This is a genomic window from Curtobacterium sp. 314Chir4.1 (assembly GCF_900215175.1).
In the GTDB taxonomy this organism is placed as follows: domain Bacteria; phylum Actinomycetota; class Actinomycetes; order Actinomycetales; family Microbacteriaceae; genus Curtobacterium; species Curtobacterium pusillum_A.
Genome location: NZ_OCMI01000003.1, coordinates 456,938 through 474,863, shown reverse-complemented (window position 1 = coordinate 474,863; position 17,926 = coordinate 456,938). Strand labels below are relative to the sequence as shown.

Here is a 17,926-nt window from a genome sequence, read left to right as displayed (position 1 = left end):
GACAACCCGGCCCGCGCCGGCCCGCGACGCCCGGCCCCGCCAGCCCGCGACGCCCGGCCCCGCCAGCCCGCGACGCCCGGGCAGCGCCCGCCCGCGCCCGTCCGCGACGCCCGCCCGCGACACCCAGGCCGCGCGCGCTCACGGCACCTATCATCGGGGACGTGACGATCACCAACGGCCACTCGGTCCCGCTCGCCCCGCCGCGGGTCCTCGCGGCGCGCGGCCGGCTGCGGAACGACCCGGTCGCCGGCACGAAGAAGGTCCTGCTCGCCGCGCCCCGCGGCTACTGCGCCGGCGTCGACCGGGCCGTCGTGGCCGTCGAGAAGGCGCTCGAGCAGTACGGCGAGCCGGTCTACGTCCGCAAGCAGATCGTCCACAACGTCCACGTCGTCTCGACGCTCGAGCAGCGCGGGGCGGTCTTCGTCGACGACGTCGCCGAGGTCCCGCGCGGCTCGCACGTCGTCTTCAGCGCGCACGGCGTCTCGCCCGCGGTGGTGGCCGGCGCCGCCGACCGCGACCTGCACGCCATCGACGCGACGTGCCCGCTCGTCACGAAGGTCCACCGCGAGGCCACGCGCTTCGCCAAGGCCGAGCGCACCATCATCCTGATCGGGCACGCCGGTCACGAAGAGGTCGAAGGCACCATGGGTCACGCCCCCGAACGCACCATCCTGGTCAACGGACCGGAGGACGTCGCCGCGCTCGAGGTCCCGGACCCGGACAACCTCGTCTGGCTGTCGCAGACCACGCTGAGCGTCGACGAGACGATGGAGACCGTCCGCCTGCTGCGCGAGAAGTTCCCAGCGATCGAGAACCCGCCTTCGGACGACATCTGCTACGCCACCCAGAACCGCCAGGTCGCGATCAAGAAGGTCGCACCCGGGGCCGACCTCGTGATCGTGGTCGGTTCGGCGAACTCGTCGAACAGCGTCCGTCTGGTCGAGGTCGCGCTCGAGCACGGCGCGCGGGCCGCGCACCGGGTCGACTACGCCTCCGAGATCCAGCAGGACTGGCTCGACGGCGTCCGCACGGTCGGAGTCACGAGTGGTGCGTCCGTCCCCGAGGAACTCGTCGCCGAGGTCCTCGACCAGCTCGCCGACGCCGGCTACTGCACCGTTGAGGAAGTCGTCACCGCACACGAGGACCTCATGTTCTCGCTTCCCAAGGAGCTCCGCACCGACGCGGCGGGCAACCCGACGCGTGCGCTCGGCGGGCGTCGCTCGTGAGCGGCGGGACGGAGGGCTGGTCGGCGGTGCCGGCCCGCGACCCGGGTCACGTCGCCGACACGGCAGACGGCCTGGAGGCACGGCGCAGCCCCGCCACGTCGGCCGCCGGTGTGCAGGACGGTCGCGTCCACGGCCGCCCGGCACCGCAGTACGGCGAGTACGCGCCGGAGGGCTGGGTGAACCCGGTCGTCGTCGAGCAGCAACGCCGCGAGCAGGAGGGCCGTTCGCGCGCGCTGCGCGAACAGGCCGCCGAAGCCGCGGTCCGCGATCGCCGCGGCGGTCCGGCCGCACCGGCGTCCCGAGCTGGTGCTTCCACCGACCCCTCGGCGCCTACGCCCCCGGTGGCCGGGCGCTTCGGCGCGTCACCGCTCGACCTCGTCCTGACCGTCGGCCTGCTGGTCATCGGACTGTGGTCCGTGTTCGAGTCCTTCGCCGTCGGCACGGTGGCCTCGACCGTCCGGGCCGTCGTCGAGCAGCAGTACACCGACCTGGCCGATCCGGCAGCGCTGTCGTCCGCCGCCGTCGTGCGCGCGGTCGTGCTCGTCGTCGCGTTCGTGTTCGTCGCCTGGTGGTCGTTCCGGCGTCTGCGGTCCCGGCGCTGGACGTTCTGGGTCCCGCTCCTCGGGGGCGTCGTCGGATCGATCCTCGGGATGGTCCCGGTGCTCGTGGTCGTCTTCCAGGACCCGCAGGTGCAGGCGTACCTGCAGGGGATGGCGTCCGGCGGCTGATCCCGCCGCACACGGATCCCTCCTGCTCGTCCCCACGACATCGGCTCGCGGTGGATCACGAGCAGATGTCGTCGGAGCGAGCAGATCCCTGGACCGTCAGCCGGCCAGGAACGCGGCGACGGCGCCGTGCAACGCCGCGAGGTCGTCGACGTGCACGAGCTCCCGGACCGAGTGCATCGACAGCAGTCCGACGCCGATGTCGATCGTCGGGATCCCGAGCCGAGTCGCCGCGATCGGGCCGATGGTCGAGCCGCCGGGGATCGTGTTCACGTTGACGAACGGCTGCCACGGTGCTCCGGCCGCCTCGCACGCCGCGGCCCAGACGGCCTCGCCCTTCGCCTCGGTCATGTAGCGCTGGTTCGCGCTGATCTTCAGCAGCGGGCCACCACCCGGGCGCGGACGGTTCGTCGGGTCGTGCTTCTCCGGCTGGTTCGGGTGGACCAGGTGGCCGGCGTCGCTCGAGAGCAGCCACGAGGCACGGAACGCCCGCGCGGCCTTGGAGCGGGTGGCACCGAGGCCCTCCTGCACGCGGCCGAGCACGTCCTCGAGGAACGGCCCGCCGGCACCGGACGGCGTCGAGGAGCCGATCTCCTCGTGGTCGAACGCGGCGAACACCGGGATGTGGTCGCCGTCGGTCGGCGCGGCGACGATCCCGCGGATGCCGGCGTGCACGCTCGTGAGGTTGTCCATCCGGCCCGAGGCCAGGAACTCGCGGTCGATGCCGATCCGGGCGGGCGGCTGCGTGTCGGCGAGGAAGAGGTCCCACGACACCGCGTCCGCGCCGACGCGTGCACGGAGCCAGTCGACGACCGGGGTCCCGCCGGCGTCACCGTCGACCCCGACCACCGGCAGGGTGTGCCGCTGCCGGTCGATCTCCTTGCCGTCGTTCACCCCGCGGTCGAGGTGGATCGCGAGGTTCGGGATCCGGGCGACGGCGTCGGTCGACACCAGGCGGACGGTGCCGTCGGCGTCGACCACCCGACCGGCGATCCGGAGGTCGCGGTCGAACCACGTGGACAGCAGTGCTCCGCCGTAGACCTCGACGTTGAGCTGCTCCCAGCCACCCGTGCGGACGCCGGGATTCGGCTTGATGCGGAACCCGGGGGAGTCGGTGTGCGCGCCGAGGATGCGGAACGGCGTCGTGCCCGTGGCGCCGGACGGCAGGCGCCAGGCGATGACGGCGCCGTCGCGGACGACCACGTAGGCACCGGCCTCGGTCGGCCACGCGTCGAGTTCGGACAGCTCGGTGAACCCTGCCTCGACGAGTCGGTCCCGTGCCGCGGCCGCCGCGTGGAACGCGGTGGGGGACTCGGTGACGTACTGGGCGAACTCGGAGGCGATGGCGTCGGCGGTCACCCGCCCATCGTGGCACGCGGTGGAGGCGACCGGACGCAGCACGGGGCGCGTCCGTCGGACGCGCCCCGTTCCTCCAGGCAGTTGCCGGAGGCGTCAGCCCTTGGTGTGGCCGGCCGAGCCGAGGACCTTCGCGGCCTCGACCACGCGAGCCGCCATGGCGGTCTCGGCGACCTTGCCCCAGGCGCGGGGGTCGTACTGCTTCTTGTTGCCGACCTCGCCGTCGATCTTCAGGACGCCCTCGTAGTTGGTGAACATCGAGCCCGCGATCGAGCGCGTGAACGCGTACTGCGTGTCGGTGTCGATGTTCATCTTGATGACGCCGTTGCGGACGGCCTCGTGGATCTCGTCGTCGGTCGAACCCGAGCCGCCGTGGAAGACGAGGTCGAGCGGGTTCTCACCCGTGCCGTGCTTCGCGGCGACCGAGGCCTGGATCTCGCCGAGGAGCTCGGGGCGGAGCTTCACGTTGCCCGGCTTGTAGACGCCGTGCACGTTGCCGAACGTCAGCGCGGCGATCCAGCGGCCCTTGTCGCCCAGTCCGAGCGCGTCGACGACCTTCTCGACGTCACCCGGAGTCGTGTAGAGCGCGTCGTTGGTGCCCTCGTGCTCGACGCCGTCCTCCTCGCCGCCGACGACGCCGATCTCGACCTCGAGGATCGCGTTGATGTTCCGCGTCTTCTCGATCATCGTCTTCGCGATCTCGATGTTCTCGTCGAGCGGCACGGCCGAGCCGTCCCACATGTGGGACTGGAAGATCGGGTTGCGACCGGCGCGGACCTCTTCCTCGCTCGCCGCGATGAGCGGGAGGACGAAGCCGTCGAGGGCGTCCTTCGGGCAGTGGTCGGTGTGCAGGGCGACGGTGATGTCGTAGTTCTTCGCGACCTCGTGGGCGAACTTCGCCATCGCGAGCGCCCCCGCGGCGCGGTTCTTCACGGTGTGACCGGCGAAGTAGTCGGCGCCACCGGTGGTGACCTGGAGGATGCCGTCCGAGCCCGCCTCGGCGAGGCCCTGGAGGACCGCGTTGATGGTCTGGGACGACGACACGTTGACGGCGGGGTACGCGAACTTGCCGGCCTTCGCTCGTTCGATCATCTCGGCGTACTGTTCCGGCGTTGCGATGGGCACTGGGATCTCCTTCGACGTGGTGGTGTCCGGTCCGAGCCTAGTCAGCCCCACCGGAGTGTGACCCGGACGGACGTCGGGGCAGCCGTCGGTAGGCTGGAGGCTGTGACTCCCACCACTGAGACCGGCTCCCTGTTCCTCCAGCCCGACCGCAACCTGGCGCTCGAGCTCGTGCGTGCGACGGAGGCCGCGGCGATCCGGGCGCAGCCGTGGGTCGGGCGCGGTGAGAAGAACCTCGCGGACGGTGCCGCCGTCGACGCGATGCGGAAGTTCCTCGGCACGGTGAACTTCGACGGTGTCGTCGTCATCGGTGAGGGCGAGAAGGACAACGCCCCGATGCTCTACAACGGCGAGCACGTCGGCAACGGGCACGGTCCGGCCTGCGACATCGCCGTGGACCCGATCGACGGCACCTCGCTCACCGCCGCCGGCCGCCAGAACGCCATCTCCGTCATGGCCGTCTCGGACCGCGGCTCGATGTACGACCCGTCCGCCGTGTTCTACATGGACAAGATCGCCGCCGGTCCGGAGGGCCGCGGCGTCCTCGACCTCGAGAAGCCGATCGGTGACAACATCCGTGCGCTCGCGAAGGCGAAGGGCAAGGACCTCGAGGACATGCAGATCGCCGTCCTCGACCGCCCCCGCCACGACGAACTCATCCGTGCGATCCGTGCCACCGGTGCCGGCACCCGACTGCTGCTCGACGGTGACGTCGCCGGCGGCATCGCGGCGGCGCTGCCCGGGTCGACGATCGACATGTGCGTCGGGGTCGGCGGTACCCCGGAGGGCATCATCACGGCGTGCGCGATCAAGGCGCTCGGCGGGGTGATCCTCGGCAAGCTCCAGCCCAAGGACGACGAGGAGCGCGAGAAGGCGATCGCCGCCGGACACGACCTCGACAAGGTCCTCGACCAGGACGACCTCGTCACGGGCGACAACACGTTCTTCGTCGCCACGGGTGTCACCGATGGCGTGCTCGTCGACGGTGTCCGCCGGTCGCGTGGTGTCATCCACACGGACTCGCTCGTGCTCCGGTCCCGCTCGAACACGATCCGTCGCATCCAGGCGGACCACCGCGCGGAGAAGTGGTTCTGATCCGCTGAGCCTCGGCCCTGGTGCATCCTGCACCTGCACAACCGAAGTCCGCTCGCACCACGTCGTTGCGTGGTTCGAGCGGACTTTGGTTGTGCGGGCGCGGCGGCGCCGGGCGGGCCGCGCGGAGCGCGGCGCGCAGCGACGGCGCGGGTCAGTCGCGGTCGGCGGCGGCGACGAGCTCCGGGGCGGTCAGCAGCCGCGGCTCGTCCTCGATCGTCGCGGGGTCGGCGATGACCTTCGACTCGTCGAGCAGTGACAGGCGCCGGGCACTCGGGAGCACCTGCCGCTCGAGCGATCCCACGAAGCGGTTGTAGTCGACGACGGAGCCCCGGATCGACCGCCCGAGCTTGTCGACGTGCTGTGCCATCGTGGCCAGACGACCGTGGAGCTCGCGCGAGATCGTGAAGAGCTCGCGGGCTTCCTGCGTGACGACGTCCTGCTGCCACGAGAACGCCACGGTCTTCAGCACGGACCAGAGCGTCACGGGCGATGCGAGGGCGACCCGCTTGCGGAAGGCGTGGTCGAGCAGCCCCGGGTCAGCGGCGAGGGCGCTCGCGATGAGGGACTCCGACGGGATGAACGCCACGGTCAGCTCGGGGGAGGCGTCGTACCCGGACCAGTACTCCCGCGCGGCCAGGGCGTCGACGTGCGCCCGGAGCGCCTTGACGTGCTGCTGGAGGAGGTGGTCGCGGCGGGCACCCTCGGCCCCGGTGGCGCTCGCGGGGATCTCGGCCGCCTGCAGGTAGGCGCTGAACGGCACCTTGGCGTCGACGGCGAGGCTCTTGCCGCCTGGCAGGTGCACGATCATGTCGGGGCGGGCGGCGCCGGCGGACGTCGTCACGGAGGACTGCACGTCGAAGTCGACCCGTTCGAGCAACCCAGCGGCCTCGACCACGTTGCGCAGCTGCGTCTCGCCCCAGACCCCGCGCGTGCTGTTGGCGGAGAGGGCGCTCGCGAGGGTCTCGGCCGTGGCGCGCAGACGCTCCTCGGACTCGGCGGCCGACCGGAGCTGCGCGGACAGGGTGCCGTACTGCTCGCTGCGTGCCTGCTCGAGCTCGGCGATCTTGGCGCGCATGACGTCGAGCGTCTGGGCGACGGGGCTGAGGGCGGAGAGCACCTTCGACTCGTTCTCGTTGCGCGCCGTGTCGGCTCCGTGCATGCGCTGCACGAGGTGCTCCAGCTCGGCGCTGCGGCGCTCGAGGGAGTCGACCTGCCGCCGGTACTGCGCGTCCTGCGCGTCGAGCCGTTCCTCGGCGTCGCGACGGGCGGCGTCGAGCTGCCCGCGCAGTGCCTCCGCCGTGGCGCGTGCCGACGCGGCGTCCGAGCCGGCGCGGGAGCGGGCGAGCGACCAGGCGACCACGGCGCCGACGGCGACGCCGATCACGAGACCGATGACCAGGGCGAGGATCTGCATGTCGTGACCTTGGCAGGACCCACCGACACCGCGCCTCCAGCCCGTCGGAATCCATGTCATGACATTAGGGCAAACAAGGTGTACAGTCGTGATCGTCCGCCGATGAAGCCGCACGGAAGGTCCACCACGTCGCATGACGAACCGAGCTCCCCACGCCTACGACGTGATCACCATGGGTCGCGTGAGCGTCGACATCTACCCCCAGCAGACGGGCCCGCTCGAAGACGTCTCGACGTTCTCGAAGTCCGTCGGCGGCAGCGCCACGAACGTCGCGATCGCCGCGGCCCGCCACGGGGCCGACGCAGCCGTCATCACCCGCACGGGCAACGACCCGTTCGGCCGCTACATCGCCCGCACCCTGCCGGAGTTCGGCGTCGCGAACGACTTCGTCGAGACCGTCGAGGGGCTGAACACCCCCGTCGCGTTCTGCGAGATCTTCCCGCCGGACGACTTCCCGCTGTACTTCTACCGGGCACCCAAGGCCCCGGACCTCATGATCACCGCGAAGTCCCTGCCCCTGCACGAGGTCGAGCGGGCGAAGATCTTCTGGACCACGGTCACCGGCCTCAGCGAGGAGCCGAGCCGCCACGCACACCACACCGCGTTCGAAGCCCGCAGCGCCTCCACGAGCACCAGCAAGCTCCACACCGTCCTCGACCTGGACTACCGGTCGATGTTCTGGTCCTCGCCAGAAGCCGCCACCCGCGAGGTCGCCGTCGCCCTGGAGCACGCCACCGTCGCCGTCGGCAACCGCGAGGAGTGCGAGGTCGCCGTTGGTGAGACCGACCCGGTGCGCGCCGCCGACGCCCTGCTCGAACGGGGCGTCGAGATCGCCATCGTGAAGCAGGGGCCGAAGGGCGTCCTGGCGAAGACCCGCGACGAGTTCGTCGAGTTCCGTCCGCACCACATCGACGTCGTGAACGGCCTCGGGTCGGGCGACGGCTTCGGCGGTGCGCTGACCCACGGCCTGCTGCAGGGCTGGGGCCTCGAGCGGACCCTCGCCTTCTGCAACGCCGCCGGCGCCATCGTCGCGACCCGGTTCGAGTGCTCCACGGCCATGCCGACCAGTGACGAGATCGAGCAGTTCCTGCAGGACAACCCCACGGAGGAGGCCGTCAATGCCTGAGATCAGCACCGCTGACTTCGCCCGGCTGCGGGACATCCGCGCCGGACAGCCCGACCTCGTGCGGGCCACGCTCGACGCCCGTCGCAAGCGCAGCCTGCTCGCGGACGACGGCAAGCTCTTCATCGTCGCCGCCGACCACCCGGCCCGCGGCGCCCTGGCGGTCCGGAACGACGAGTCCGCCATGGCCGACCGCTACGACCTGCTCGAGCGGCTCGTCACGGCCCTCGGTCGCCCGGGCGTCGACGGGGTCCTCGGGACGCCGGACGTCCTCGAGGACCTGGCGCTGCTCGGAGCCCTCGACGGCAAGGTCGTCGTCGGCTCGATGAACCGCGGCGGTCTGCGCGGTGCGGCGTTCGAGATGGACGACCGCTACACGGCGTACTCGGCGCGGGCCATCAAGGACTCCGGGCTCGACTTCGCCAAGCTGCTGGTGCGCATCGCCCTCGAGGACTCGGGCACCGCACCGACGCTCGAGGCCACGGCCCGCGCCGTCAGTGAGGCCGCCGCACTCCAGCTCCCGATCATGCTCGAGCCGTTCATGTCGGCGTGGCAGGACGGCCGGATCGTGAACGACCTGACCGCCGACGCCGTCATCACCTCGATGGCGATCGCCGCCGGCCTGGGGGAGTCGAGCGCCTACAGCTGGCTGAAGATCCCGGTCGTCGACGACATGGAGCGGGTGATGGCCGCGACGACGCTGCCGACCCTGCTGCTCGGCGGCGACCCGTCGTCCCGCCCGCTCGAGACCTACGCCAAGTGGGCCGACGCCCTCGCACTCCCCGGGGTGCGGGGCCTGGTCGTCGGCCGCACCCTGCTCTACCCGCCGGACGGCGACGTCGCCGCAGCGGTGGACGTCGCCGCGGGCCTCGTCCACACCGCCGGCGTCCCGCACGAAGAAGCCACCACACTCGAAGGAAGCAACGCATGACCATCACGGAGACCACCACCTCCACCGTCGGCCACTGGATCGACGGCAAGCGCGTCGAGTCCGTGTCGGGCAACACCGCGCCCGTGTACGACCCCGCGCTCGGCGTCGCGACGAAGCAGGTCGCCCTGGCGAACGAGGACGAGATCCAGGCCGCCATCGCGAGCGCCAAGGCCGCGTTCCCGGCGTGGAGCAACCTCTCGCTGACCAAGCGCCAGCAGATCCTGTTCTCGTTCCGCGAGATCCTCAACCGCGACAAGGGCGAGCTCGCCGAGATCATCACGAGCGAGCACGGCAAGGTCATCGACGACGCCCTCGGCGAGATCGCCCGCGGGCAAGAGGTCGTGGAGCTCGCGACGAACATCCCGAGCCTGCTCAAGGGTGAGTTCAGCGACCAGGTGAGCACCGGCATCGACGTGTACTCGATCCGGCAGCCGCTCGGCGTCGTGGGCATCATCAGCCCGTTCAACTTCCCGGCCATGGTGCCGCTGTGGTTCCTGCCGATCGCGATCGCCGCGGGCAACACCGTCGTGCTCAAGCCGAGCGAGAAGGACCCGAGCGCGGCGATCTGGCTGGCGTCGAAGTTCAAGGAAGCCGGCCTCCCGGACGGCGTCTTCAACGTCCTGAACGGCGACAAGCTCAGCGTCGACGGACTCCTCACGAGCCCGGACGTCGAGTCGATCTCCTTCGTCGGTTCCACTCCGATCGCGCAGTACGTCTACGAGACGGGCACCAAGCACGGCAAGCGCGTGCAGGCCCTCGGCGGCGCGAAGAACCACATGCTCGTGCTGCCGGACGCCGACCTCGACCTCGTCGCGGACAACGCCATCAACGCGGGCTTCGGGTCCGCCGGTGAGCGCTGCATGGCGATCTCGGTCGTCGTCGCGGTCGAGCCGGTCGCCGACGAGCTCATCGAGAAGATCAAGGACCGCGCAGCGACCCTGCGCATCGGCGACGGTCGTCGCGGGTGCGACATGGGCCCGCTCGTCACGAAGCAGCACCGTGACAAGGTCGCCTCGTACATCGAGGTCGCAGAGCAGGACGGTGCGGTGGTTGTGGTGGACGGCCGCACCGTCCGACCCGACGGCGACGAGAACGGCTTCTGGTTGGGCCCGACGCTGATCGACCAGGTCCCCACCACCAGCCGTGTCTACACCGAGGAGATCTTCGGCCCGGTGCTGAGCGTCGTCCGGGTCGCGTCCTACGAGGAGGGCCTCGAGCTCATCAACAGCGGCGCGTACGGCAACGGCACCGCCATCTTCACCAACGACGGCGGCGCCGCCCGTCGCTTCCAGCGTGACGTGCAGGTCGGCATGATCGGCATCAACGTGCCGATCCCCGTCCCGGTCGCGTACTACTCGTTCGGAGGCTGGAAGAACTCGCTGTTCGGCGACCACAAGGCGTACGGCGCCGACGGCGTGAGCTTCTTCACCCGCCAGAAGGCGATCACGAGCCGCTGGCTCGACCCGTCGCACGGCGGCATCAACCTCGGCTTCCCGTCGAACAACTGACGCTGCGCATGACGAACGACAACTGGTTCATCCGGGCCGGATCCCGCCCCGAGGCGGGCTGGACCGACGTGGTCGACGGACGCATCGAGGGGTGGGCGCACACCGGTCTGCGGACCGGCGCGCTGACCGACGGGGGCGAGCTGCGCCTCCAGGCCGACGCCGTGGAGCGCATGGTCGTGCCGCTCTCGGGGAGCTTCCACGTCGCGTGGTCCGGCGCCGAGACCGGCGAGCAGGCCCTGGAGGGACGTGGCGGGGTCTTCGAAGGACCCACCGACGTCCTGTACCTGGGTTCCGGCCTGGAGGCGCGGATCACCGGAAGGGGACGGGTCGCGGTCGCCGAGGCGCCCACCGACGTCGTCAAGCCGGTCGGGTACATCGCGAAGGCCGACGTGCCCGTGGAGCTCCGCGGCGCGGGGCAGTCGTCGCGCCAGGTCCACAACTTCGGGACCCCGGCAGGACTCGACGCGGTGAAGCTCCTGGTGTGCGAGGTGATCACGCCGGCCGGCAACTGGTCGTCGTACCCGCCGCACAAGCACGACACGAACGTGCCCGGCGAGGAGTCGAACCTCGAGGAGATCTACTACTACGAGTCCGCGGTCGCCCGGGGGCTCTCCGCCCCGGCCGGCACCGACCCGTTCGCGCTGCACCGGACCTACGCGTCGGACGACCGTGCGATCGACGAGTTCCGCGAAGTCCGCACCGGCGACATCGCGTTGGTGCCGTACGGCTGGCACGGACCAGCCGTCGCGGCACCCGGCTACGACATGTACTACCTCAACGTGATGGCGGGCCCCGACCCGGAGCGCGTCTGGAACATCACCGACGACCCGGCGCACGGCTGGGTCCGCCAGGTGTGGGCGAGCGAGCAGCTCGACCCGCGCCTGCCCTACGAAAGGACGCACGCGTGACCACCACCACGCGCGAAGCCGGCGCGACCCGCCGGATGACCGTCGGCCAGGCACTCGTCGAGTTCCTGGCCAACCAGTGGACCGTCGACGGCGACGTCCGCGAACGCACCATCCCGGGGATCTTCGGCATCTTCGGGCACGGCAACGTCGCCGGCGTCGGCCAGGCCATCAAGCAGCTCCACGTCGAGCAGCCCGGCCTGCTGCCGTACCACCAGGCCCGCAACGAGCAGGCGATGGTGCACGAGGCGGTCGGCTTCGCCCGCATGCACCGCCGCCGTGCCACCTTCGCCGCGACGGCGTCGGTCGGCCCCGGTGCCGCGAACATGCTCACCGCTGCGGCGCTCGCGACGACGAACCGACTGCCAGCGCTGCTGCTGCCGTCGGACACGTTCGCCACGCGCACCACCGACCCCGTGCTGCAGCAGATCGAGCTGCCGCACGACACCTCGTTGCAGGTGACCGACGCGTTCCGTCCGCTGTCCCGCTACTTCGACCGCGTCGAGCGTCCCGAGCAGCTCTTCTCGATCGCCCTCGCGGCGATGCGCGTCCTGACCGACCCGGCCGAGACCGGTGCCGTGACGATCGCGCTGCCGGAGGACGTGCAGGCCGAGGAGCTCGACGTCCCCGTGGCGTTCCTGCAGCCGCGCGAGTGGCACATCCGCCGGCCGCTGCCCGAGCACGGGCCGCTGGCGCGGGCGGTGGCGGCGATCCGCGCGGCGGAGCGTCCCGTCGTCGTCGCGGGCGGCGGGGTGCTGTACTCCGACGCGTCCGACGAACTCGCGGCCTTCGTGGAGGCCACCGGCATCCCGGTCGGCACCTCGCAGGCCGGCGGCGGCTCGCTCGTCTGGGACCACCCGCAGTACCTCGGTGGCATCGGTGCGACCGGCACCGCCGCCGCGAACGCGATCGCGGCGCAGGCCGACGTCGTCATCGGGATCGGCACACGGTACAGCGACTTCACGACCGCGTCGCGGACCGCGTTCCAGAGCCCGGACGTCACGTTCGTCAACGTGAACGTCGCCTCGTTCGACGCGTACAAGCACGGTTCGCAGCTGCCGCTGATCGCGGACGCCCGGGAGGCACTGGTCGCCCTGACCGCGTCGCTCACGTCCGCCGGGTCGTCGCCCGCAGAGCCCGCGTACGTCGTCGACGCCGCGTACGCCGCCGAGATCGCATCCCAGAAGGCCGCGTGGGACGCGGCGGTGGACGCCGCGTTCGCGCCGTCCGGCCTCGCCCTGCCGGGTCAGCCCGAGATCATCGGCGCCGTGCAGTCGGTGACCGATCCCCGCGACGTCGTCATCCAGGCCGCGGGCTCGCTGCCGGGCGACCTGCACAAGCTGTGGCGGGTGCGGGACGAACTCGGCTACCACGTCGAGTACGCGTTCTCGTGCATGGGCTACGAGATCGCCGGTGGCATCGGGGTCCGCCGGGGCGCTCCGGACCGCGACGCGATCGTCATGGTCGGCGACGGCAGCTACCTCATGCTGCACACCGAGCTCGTGACGGCCGTGGCCGAGGGCATCAAGATCGTCGTCGTCCTCATCCAGAACAACGGGTACGCGTCGATCGGGCACCTGTCCGAGACCGTCGGGTCCGAGCGCTACGGCACGAAGTACCGCTACCTGGACGAGACCGGCTCGTTCGAGGGCGACGACGTCCTGCCCGTCGACCTCGCCGCGAACGCCCGCTCGTACGGCGTCGACGTGATCGAGGTCCAGCCCGGACCGAACGCGATCGAGGACCTCAAGGCCGCGGTGCGCCAGGCGAAGGCGAACGACCACACCACGCTCGTGCACGTCCACTCCGACCCGCTCGTCTACGCCCCGGACGGCGACGGCTGGTGGGACGTCCCCGTCGCCCAGACCTCGACGCTGCCGAGCACGCAGCAGGCCCGTGCCGAGTACGAGCAGCAGGTCGCGGCACAGCGGCCCCTGCTCGGCTGAACACCCTCCACCACACGCAGAAAGCAGACGACGACGTCATGACCGACACCGCCACCGCCACCGACGCCATCCGGATCGGTACCGCCCCCGACTCGTGGGGCGTCTGGTTCCCGGACGACCCGAAGCAGGTCCCGTGGCAGCGCTTCCTCGACGAGGCGACCGCGGCCGGCTACAAGTGGATCGAGCTCGGGCCGTACGGCTACCTGCCGACCGATCCCTCGCAGCTGCGCGACGAGCTGGAGTCCCGCGGACTCCGGCTGTCCGCCGGCACCGTCTTCACCGGGTTCCACAAGGGCGACGACCAGTTCCAGCGCGCCTGGGACCAGGCGGTGAAGGTCGCCGGCCTCGCCGCGGCGCTCGGCGCCGAGCACCTCGTCACCATCCCGGACCTGTGGCGCTCCGACGCCACCGAAGAGGTACTGGAGTCGCGCACGCTGACCGACGAGCAGTGGAAGCGCCTCGGCAAGGGACACGACCAGCTCGGCAAGGCACTGCTCGAGGAGTTCGGCGTGCACCAGCAGTTCCACACGCACGCCGACAGCCACGTCGGCACGTACACGGAGACCGTGCGCTTCCTGTCCGAGACGGACCCGGCGTACACGAACCTCTGCCTCGACACCGGCCACTTCGCGTACTACGGCGGCGACAACCTCACGCTCATCGCCGAGCACCCGGAGCGCATCGGCTACCTGCACCTCAAGCAGGTCGACACCGATCTGCTCCCCGACGTGCTGAAGAACGACGTGCCGTTCGCCACCGCCGTCTCGCAGGGGATCATGACCGAGCCGCCGCACGGCACGCCCGAGCTCGCGCCGATCATCGAGGCCGTCGCGACGATCAACCCGGACATCTTCGGCATCGTCGAGCAGGACATGTACGGCTGCTCCGTCGACGCGCCGGGCCCGATCGCCGAGCGGACCTTCCAGCACATCTTCGGCTCGACCTCCGCCGCCCGCGCGCTCTGACCCGGCGTCCGTCCACCACCACTTCGTCACCCCAGGAGAACCCAGCATGAGCACCACCGAGAACCTCCGCGTCGCCGTCGTCGGAGCGGGCGCGATGGGCAGCGACCACGTGCGTCGCATCACCTCGACCATCGCCGGCGCGGACGTCGTCGCGATCGTCGACCCCGACACCGCCCGGGCCACAGCGGCCGCCGCGAAGGCCCCCGGTGCGATCACCGCGTCGTCGTTCGAGGAGGCGCTCGACGCCACCCCGATCGACGCCGTGATCGTCGCGACGCCGGGTTTCCTGCACGAGCCCGTCCTCGTGCCGGCCATCGAACGTGGTCTCGCCGTCCTCTGCGAGAAGCCGCTCACCACGTCGGCTGCGGACTCCCTGCGGATCGTCGAGCTCGAGCAGGCGAAGTCCGACCGCCCGAAGATCCAGGTCGGGTTCATGCGCCGCTTCGACAAGGGCTACCAGGAGCTCCGTGCGCTGCGCGAGTCCGGCTCGAACGGTGCCCTGCTCGCCCTGCACCACGCGCACCGCAACCCGACGACCCCGCCGAACTTCAGCGAGTCGATGCTCATCCACGACTCGGTGATCCACGAGATCGACATCATCCCGTTCATCACGGGCGAGCCGATCACGAGCGTCGAGGTCAAGAAGCCCCGCAAGAACTCTCTGGCACCGGCCGACCTGCCCGAGCCGCAGTTCGTCCTGTTCACCACCGAGTCGGGCACGATGGCGATCGTCGAGATCAACGTCAACGCCCAGTTCGGTTACCAGGTCACGACCGACGCGGTGTTCGAGTCCGGCGTCGCGTACATCGGCCGCGAGACCTCGCTCACCCTGGTGTCGCAGGGCGTCTCGGGCCAGGGTGTCACGCCGTCGTTCGTCGAGCGCTTCGGCGCCGCCTACGACGAGGAGGTCCAGCGCTGGGTCGACGCGGCGAAGGACGGCGGCATCGACGGGCCGAGCGCCTGGGACGGCTACACGGCGTCCGTCGTCGCCGAGGTCGCCGTGCGCGCGCAGCAGACCGGCGCGCTCGAGCAGGTGGAGTACGCCACCGCGAAGCCCGCGTTCTACGAGACGGCCTGATCGATGCCGAAGATCGCACTCGACCCCACGCCGTTCCACCACGACCTGTCGCTGCTGGAGTTCCCGCAGAAGGTCGCGGACCTCGGCTACGAGTACCTCCAGCTCACTCCGCACAAGGACTTCATCCCCTTCTACCGGCACCCGAAGGCCGACGACGACCTCGTGGACGCCTTCGCCGCGGCGTGCCGTGATGTCGGCGTGCAGGTGGCGAGCGTGCTGCCTGTACTCCGGTGGTCCGGCCCCGACCCTGACGCCCGCGAGGCCGCGGTGACGAAGTGGAAGCGGGTCATCGAGATCACGAAGCGCCTCGGTGTGGACACGATCAACACCGAGTTCTCCGGCCGTCCCGAGCGTCCCGAGGAGTCCGAGGACGCCTTCTACCGCTCGATGGAAGAACTGCTGCCGATCATCGAGGACGCTGGGATCCGCGTGCTCATCGACCCGCACCCCGACGACTTCGTCGAGGACGGTCTCGAGGCCCTCCGGGTGATCCGCGGCCTCAACTCGAAGCACGTCGGGTTCGTCTACGTCGCCTGCCACACGTTCCACTACGGCGGCAACATGGACGAGATCATCGACGCCGCGGGCGACTCGCTGCAGTTGATCCACGTCGCCGACGCCTACGACCACCGTCGTTCGCACGGCCTGCGCTACATCACGAACCCGCCCGGCAACCCCGTGCGCGTGCACCAGCACCTGCCGGTCGGTCAGGCGGACGTCGACTTCGCCGCCTTCTGGGCAGCGCTCGACCGGGTCGGCTTCTCCGCTCGCGAGGACACCGTCGCCGTCTCGAGCGTCTTCGCCGAGGACGAGAACGCCGACGAGGTCTCGCGCTTCCAGCTCGACACGATCACGAAGGGACTCACACGATGACCACGACCCTCGAGACGTCGGCCACCACGACCGACACCGACACCGACACCCGCCCCGTCACCCTGCAGGCGGCGTCGCAGACGGTGACCGCGCTCTGGAACGACTCGGCGGACCCGCACGAGCTGTCCACCGCCATCCACGAGTACGGTGCCGTCGGTGCGACCTGCAACCCGGTGATCGCGTACACCTGCATCAAGCAGGACCCCGACACCTGGGTGCCGCGGATCCGCGAGATCGCCGCCGAGCACCCGACGGCGGGGGAGTCCTGGATCGGCTGGAAGGCCGTCGAGGAGCTCTCCGTCGCCGCGGCCGAGCAGCTGCTGCCGGCGTTCGAGGCCTCGGGCGGCCGCAACGGCCGACTGAGCATGCAGACCGACCCGCGCTTCCACCGCGACCGGGACGCCCTCGTCGAGCAGGCCGTCCGGTTCTCGCAGCTCGCGCCGAACATCATCGTGAAGATCCCCGCGACGAAGGTCGGCATCGCCGCGATCGAGGAGGCCGCCTACCGCGGTGTCTCGATCAACGCGACCGTGTCGTTCACCGTGCCGCAGGTCGTCGCCGTGGGCGAGGCCATCGAACGCGCGCTCGACCGCCGCGCCGCCGACGGCCTGCCCGAGCAGGAGTTCGGGCACGTCGTCACGCTGATGGCCGGCCGGTTCGACGACTGGCTGAAGACCGTCGTCAAGCGCGACCACGTCATGGTCGACCCAGGCATCCTCGAGTGGGCCGGCGTCGCCGCGGTCAAGAACGCGTACCGGGTCTTCCAGGAGCGCGGCTTCCGGTCGCGTGTGCTCGTCGCTGCCTTCCGGAACCCGCTGCAGTGGTCTGAGTTCCAGGGTGGCGACCTCGTCGTCTCGCCGCCGTTCCAGTGGTCGAAGGACATCAACGACAACGCGTTCCCGTTCCGTCCCGATGCCATCCACGACGAGGTCCCGGCGTCGGTCATCGAGGCGCTCCGTGCCGCGACGCCCGAGTTCGCCCGCGGCTACGACGTCGACGGCATGACGATAGACGAGTTCGACCGCTTCGGGGCGACGGTCACGACGCTGCGGCAGTTCCTCGACGCGGACGCCCAGCTGGACGCGCTGGTGCGCGACATCATCGTGCCGGCTGCGTAGTCTTCCGCGACCACACGTCGGACGGGAGACACGGTGCCAGCTGGCACCGTGCCTCCCGTCCGCTCTTTCCAGGGTTCGCCATCCATGTTAGTTTGTCAGGACAAAGTCCCGAACTGCAGGAGGCACCATGCCGCTCGTCCGTATCGACCTCGCCACCGGCCGCACGCCCGAGGCGGTGCGCGCCATCGCCGACGCGATCCACATCGCGATCGTCGACGTCTACGGGATCCCCGTGCGCGACCGGTTCCAGGTGATCACCGAGCACCCGGCGCAGCAGATCATCGCCGAGGACGCCGGGCTCGGCTTCGAGCGCACCGAGGGCGTCGTCGTCATCCAGGTCTTCACCCAGCGCGGGCGGACCGACGAGGCGAAGACGACGCTGTACGCGGCGATCCACGACGCCCTCGCCGCCGTCGGTGTCGCGTCGGAGGACGTCTTCATCGGCTACGTCGAGAACGGACCGCAGGACTGGTCGTTCGGGTTCGGGCGCGCACAGTACGTGACGGGCGAGCTCGCAGTGCCCGCCCCCGTTCCCGCCTGA

16 protein-coding genes are annotated in these 17,926 nt (G+C 70.7%); 13 read left to right on the top strand and 3 right to left on the bottom strand.

Annotated features, from left to right (window positions below; genetic code table 11):
• The first annotated feature begins 167 nt into the window (after positions 1 to 167).
• Positions 168 to 1,226, top strand: a complete 1,059-nt coding sequence (locus CRP27_RS11220; protein WP_097181037.1) for a 4-hydroxy-3-methylbut-2-enyl diphosphate reductase — start codon at positions 168 to 170, stop codon at positions 1,224 to 1,226.
• Positions 1,223 to 1,954, top strand: a complete 732-nt coding sequence (locus tag CRP27_RS11215; protein ID WP_097180735.1) for a DUF6264 family protein — start codon at positions 1,223 to 1,225, stop codon at positions 1,952 to 1,954. Before CRP27_RS11220 ends, CRP27_RS11215 begins: the two co-directional genes overlap by 4 nt.
• 96 nt (positions 1,955 to 2,050) lie before the next feature.
• Here the strand turns inward: CRP27_RS11215 and CRP27_RS11210 are convergent, their stop codons facing one another.
• On the bottom strand, positions 2,051 to 3,310 hold the full coding sequence (locus CRP27_RS11210) for a M18 family aminopeptidase (protein WP_097180734.1): 1,260 nt from the start codon (positions 3,308 to 3,310) through the stop codon (positions 2,051 to 2,053).
• Between the two features lie 93 nt (positions 3,311 to 3,403).
• A complete protein-coding gene (gene fbaA / locus CRP27_RS11205; RefSeq protein WP_097180733.1) occupies positions 3,404 to 4,432 on the bottom strand; it encodes a class II fructose-bisphosphate aldolase in 1,029 nt (342 codons plus the stop codon).
• Positions 4,433 to 4,534: 102 nt separating this feature from the next.
• Between fbaA and glpX the strand changes: the two genes are divergently transcribed.
• Positions 4,535 to 5,524 carry a class II fructose-bisphosphatase gene (gene glpX / locus CRP27_RS11200; protein ID WP_079238384.1) on the top strand — a complete coding sequence of 330 codons (990 nt, stop codon included), beginning with the start codon at positions 4,535 to 4,537 and terminating at the stop codon, positions 5,522 to 5,524.
• Positions 5,525 to 5,675: 151 nt separating this feature from the next.
• Here the strand turns inward: glpX and CRP27_RS11195 are convergent, their stop codons facing one another.
• Positions 5,676 to 6,938 (bottom strand): DNA recombination protein RmuC, encoded by a 1,263-nt coding sequence (locus tag CRP27_RS11195; RefSeq protein ID WP_097180732.1) that lies wholly within the window; start codon positions 6,936 to 6,938, stop codon positions 5,676 to 5,678.
• 133 nt (positions 6,939 to 7,071) lie between these two features.
• On the opposite strand from CRP27_RS11195, the gene iolC reads away from it, so the two are divergent.
• The 10 genes from iolC to CRP27_RS11145 all read left to right on the top strand — a co-directional run bounded on the left by iolC (position 7,072) and on the right by CRP27_RS11145 (position 17,926).
• On the top strand, positions 7,072 to 8,064 hold the full coding sequence (iolC, locus tag CRP27_RS11190; protein WP_097180731.1) for a 5-dehydro-2-deoxygluconokinase: 993 nt from the start codon (positions 7,072 to 7,074) through the stop codon (positions 8,062 to 8,064).
• Positions 8,057 to 8,992, top strand: coding sequence for a class I fructose-bisphosphate aldolase (locus tag CRP27_RS11185; RefSeq protein WP_097180730.1), 936 nt, complete (start codon positions 8,057 to 8,059; stop codon positions 8,990 to 8,992). Before iolC ends, CRP27_RS11185 begins: the two co-directional genes overlap by 8 nt.
• On the top strand, positions 8,989 to 10,500 hold the full coding sequence (locus tag CRP27_RS11180) for a CoA-acylating methylmalonate-semialdehyde dehydrogenase (RefSeq protein ID WP_097180729.1): 1,512 nt from the start codon (positions 8,989 to 8,991) through the stop codon (positions 10,498 to 10,500). The genes CRP27_RS11185 and CRP27_RS11180 overlap by 4 nt, the downstream gene beginning before the upstream one ends.
• 8 nt (positions 10,501 to 10,508) lie before the next feature.
• Positions 10,509 to 11,408 carry a 5-deoxy-glucuronate isomerase gene (iolB, locus tag CRP27_RS11175; RefSeq protein ID WP_097180728.1) on the top strand — a complete coding sequence of 300 codons (900 nt, stop codon included), beginning with the start codon at positions 10,509 to 10,511 and terminating at the stop codon, positions 11,406 to 11,408.
• Positions 11,409 to 11,443: 35 nt separating this feature from the next.
• The gene (iolD, locus tag CRP27_RS11170; RefSeq protein ID WP_097181036.1) at positions 11,444 to 13,351 is read left to right on the top strand and encodes a 3D-(3,5/4)-trihydroxycyclohexane-1,2-dione acylhydrolase (decyclizing); all 1,908 of its coding nucleotides are present in this window, start codon (positions 11,444 to 11,446) and stop codon (positions 13,349 to 13,351) included.
• A gap of 38 nt (positions 13,352 to 13,389) precedes the next feature.
• Positions 13,390 to 14,316, top strand: a complete 927-nt coding sequence (locus tag CRP27_RS11165) for a sugar phosphate isomerase/epimerase (protein WP_097180727.1) — start codon at positions 13,390 to 13,392, stop codon at positions 14,314 to 14,316.
• 46 nt (positions 14,317 to 14,362) lie between these two features.
• Positions 14,363 to 15,394 carry a Gfo/Idh/MocA family protein gene (locus CRP27_RS11160; RefSeq protein WP_097180726.1) on the top strand — a complete coding sequence of 344 codons (1,032 nt, stop codon included), beginning with the start codon at positions 14,363 to 14,365 and terminating at the stop codon, positions 15,392 to 15,394.
• 3 nt (positions 15,395 to 15,397) lie between these two features.
• Positions 15,398 to 16,267: a sugar phosphate isomerase/epimerase gene (locus CRP27_RS11155; RefSeq protein ID WP_097180725.1), complete on the top strand. Its 870-nt coding sequence runs from the start codon at positions 15,398 to 15,400 to the stop codon at positions 16,265 to 16,267.
• Entirely contained in the window at positions 16,264 to 17,385 is a 1,122-nt protein-coding gene (locus tag CRP27_RS11150) for a transaldolase family protein (RefSeq protein WP_097180724.1), read from the top strand. The genes CRP27_RS11155 and CRP27_RS11150 overlap by 4 nt, the downstream gene beginning before the upstream one ends.
• Positions 17,386 to 17,512: 127 nt before the next feature.
• Positions 17,513 to 17,926, top strand: coding sequence for a tautomerase family protein (locus CRP27_RS11145; protein WP_097180723.1), 414 nt, complete (start codon positions 17,513 to 17,515; stop codon positions 17,924 to 17,926).

What these genes read in the sequence shown, in the direction of transcription:
- CRP27_RS11195 (WP_097180732.1), bottom strand. Translation starts at nt 6,938, where the DNA reads ATGCAGATCCTCGCCCTGGTCATCGGTCTCGTGATCGGCGTCGCCGTC.
- iolC (WP_097180731.1), top strand. Translation starts at nt 7,072, where the DNA reads ATGACGAACCGAGCTCCCCACGCCTACGACGTGATCACCATGGGTCGC.
- CRP27_RS11185 (WP_097180730.1), top strand. Translation starts at nt 8,057, where the DNA reads ATGCCTGAGATCAGCACCGCTGACTTCGCCCGGCTGCGGGACATCCGC.
- CRP27_RS11180 (WP_097180729.1), top strand. Translation starts at nt 8,989, where the DNA reads ATGACCATCACGGAGACCACCACCTCCACCGTCGGCCACTGGATCGAC.
- iolB (WP_097180728.1), top strand. Translation starts at nt 10,509, where the DNA reads ATGACGAACGACAACTGGTTCATCCGGGCCGGATCCCGCCCCGAGGCG.
- iolD (WP_097181036.1), top strand. Translation starts at nt 11,444, where the DNA reads ATGACCGTCGGCCAGGCACTCGTCGAGTTCCTGGCCAACCAGTGGACC.
- CRP27_RS11165 (WP_097180727.1), top strand. Translation starts at nt 13,390, where the DNA reads ATGACCGACACCGCCACCGCCACCGACGCCATCCGGATCGGTACCGCC.
- CRP27_RS11160 (WP_097180726.1), top strand. Translation starts at nt 14,363, where the DNA reads ATGAGCACCACCGAGAACCTCCGCGTCGCCGTCGTCGGAGCGGGCGCG.
- CRP27_RS11155 (WP_097180725.1), top strand. Translation starts at nt 15,398, where the DNA reads ATGCCGAAGATCGCACTCGACCCCACGCCGTTCCACCACGACCTGTCG.
- CRP27_RS11150 (WP_097180724.1), top strand. Translation starts at nt 16,264, where the DNA reads ATGACCACGACCCTCGAGACGTCGGCCACCACGACCGACACCGACACC.
- CRP27_RS11145 (WP_097180723.1), top strand. Translation starts at nt 17,513, where the DNA reads ATGCCGCTCGTCCGTATCGACCTCGCCACCGGCCGCACGCCCGAGGCG.